Source organism: Kaistella sp. (assembly GCF_032060305.1).
Lineage (GTDB): Bacteria > Bacteroidota > Bacteroidia > Flavobacteriales > Weeksellaceae > Kaistella > Kaistella yananensis.
In genome coordinates this window covers 1-2,215 of the sequence record NZ_DAMBHK010000039.1, presented here as the reverse complement: position 1 = coordinate 2,215, position 2,215 = coordinate 1, and the positions used below count along the sequence as shown (strand labels likewise).

Annotated in this window: 1 protein-coding gene and 2 pseudogenes; all 3 read right to left on the bottom strand. The window is 41.4% G+C overall.

All coding sequences use genetic code 11. From position 1 onward, the window contains the following. A pseudogene (locus V5N63_RS07025) lies at nt 1-425 on the bottom strand (NADH-quinone oxidoreductase subunit N); the annotation flags it as partial. Between the two features lie 72 nt (nt 426-497). After that, on the bottom strand, nt 498-1,991 hold the full coding sequence (locus V5N63_RS07020) for a complex I subunit 4 family protein (RefSeq protein WP_332033377.1): 1,494 nt from the start codon (nt 1,989-1,991) through the stop codon (nt 498-500). Between the two features lie 3 nt (nt 1,992-1,994). Next, nucleotides 1,995-2,215, bottom strand: a pseudogene (locus V5N63_RS07015) (NADH-quinone oxidoreductase subunit L); the annotation flags it as partial.

Genomic DNA, 2,215 nt, shown 5'->3' with positions numbered 1-2,215 from the left:
TTGGAGCGTAAATCTGTTTTGTTACTTCCGGCCAATACGTAAAGCGGAATGGAAAGAATTTCAACACCCAAAAACAAAGTCACCAGATTCTGGAACCCGAAAAGAACAATACCGCCACAAAGCGCAAAAAGCATCAGCGCATAGAGCTCCGATTGATGGCTGCGGTGGTTGCTGAATGAAAAACCGCCCAAAAAGAAGAGCAGAATCGTGATGACAATAGCAATCTTTGTGAAAAGAGCCGCATTTACGGTATAGTCGAACATCGATTTGTACTGGTTAAAGAATTCCGCTTCCGGTAAAAAGCTTACATAAAATGCCACCAAAAGCCCAAGAATACTGATGTATCTTGAAAATTTTCCCTGTTCAAAAACCCCTGCAAATAATGCGGCAACTGCAGTAAGGAATATGATGATTAAAACGCTCATTTAGTTTAGATTTGAGATTTGAAATTCGAGATCTGAGGTTCTTTCTCTGTCTTAAATATTAAAATTATTTTCTTAGTTCATCATCGAAGTGAAAATAAACTTCAGTGAACTGTTCACCATTTCGATAAGAGGTTGTGGGAAAAGTCCCAGCAGAATTACAAATACCGCCAAACTTGCCAGCACCGTAAATTCTATACCCGATAAGTCTTTGGCAGAAGACAAAACACTTTCATCTCCTTCACCGAACATCGCTTTTCCGTAGAATCTTAAAAGATAAACTGCGGATAGAATCATGGTAAGCCCGGCAAATACAGCTGCCAGTTTGCTATAATCGAAAACAGATTTAATCAGAATAAACTCCCCGATAAAACCATTGGTTAAAGGAAGTCCTACAGAACCGAGTAAAATTACAAGGAAAAGAACGGCAAATTTCGGTGCAACCTTAGCCAAACCCCCCATTTGACGGATATCTCTTGTTTTGAATCTTTTATAAAGAATATCAGCACAGTAAAAAAGACCTACAACATTGATCCCGTGAGCGAAAGCCTGTACCATTGCTCCTTCGCCACCTTCAGTCATCAAGGTACCTTTTACCGTTAAAATAGCTGAAGCCATAATGCCGGCCACCATTAATCCAACGTGTGATAACGATGAATAGGCGATAAGACGTTTTGAGTCGTTCTGCACAATGGCAATCAGTGCACCGTGAACAATACCTACGATGGCAAGAACCAGCACGATTTGTCCTGAAATTCCCAGAACAGGATCCGGTGTGATGGGCAACAGATACCGTAATAGTCCGTATACCGCCATTTTCAGCATAATTCCCGAAAGAAGCATGGTCCCCTGGGTTGGCGAATACGTGTAGGTATCCGGCTGCCAAGAATGGAAAGGGAAAATTGGCAACTTCACCGCAAAAGCAAAGAAGATGAACCAGAATATGACGGTCTGCTCAGAGGTGTTCAGATTAGCGTTGTAAAGGTCGGTAAGTGCAAAAGACGCGGAATGGGTGTACACGTAAATCAGCCCGATCAACATGAATAATGATCCTACGAAAGTGTAAACAAAGAACCTGGTTGTGAACGCAATCTTCTTGTTTTCCTGACCCCAGATTCCGGCGATTAACCAGATTGGGATAAGGGTAACTTCCCAGAAAATATAGAACAGCAAACCGTCAAGTGCAGTGAAAACTCCAATTAAACCAAACTGCATCAATAGAATAAGTCCGTAAAAAGTATTCCTGTACCCAGGTTTCTCATTAAAGGAAGACAGAATGATGAGTGGCGTTAAAATATTGGTAAGCAGCAACAGCACCATGCTCATCCCATCGATCCCGAAATGCAGGTTACTTTTGATAAACTGCGACCAGGGATAATTGATTTCATACTGCAGAACTCCGTCCACCGTTGGTGTGGAATCGAAATTTGCCAGCATATAAAATGAGAGGAACATTTGGGCAAATGCAAACCCCAATGCCAAATATTTACTAGTGGAGTTTTTCCACGCGAATACCACTGCAGAACCTACGAGAGGTAATAGTAACAATGTTAATAATAGATACGACATTTACTATTGTAATATAAAGTTAACAATTAAAATAATTCCGATAGCCAGAGACATGATGAGCACATAATTCTCCACGTTTCCGTTCTGGAGTCTTTTTGCAGCCCGTCCTGAATCTTCAGCGCCGCTTCCGATGAAGTCTACAAACCGGTTCAGCACGCCTTTATCGAACATATTTCCACCAACACCCAAACCTTCAATAAACCTTACGAAGGTTGCATTATTCA

What these genes read in the sequence shown, in the direction of transcription:
- V5N63_RS07020 (WP_332033377.1), bottom strand. Translation starts at nt 1,991, where the DNA reads ATGTCGTATCTATTATTAACATTGTTACTATTACCTCTCGTAGGTTCT.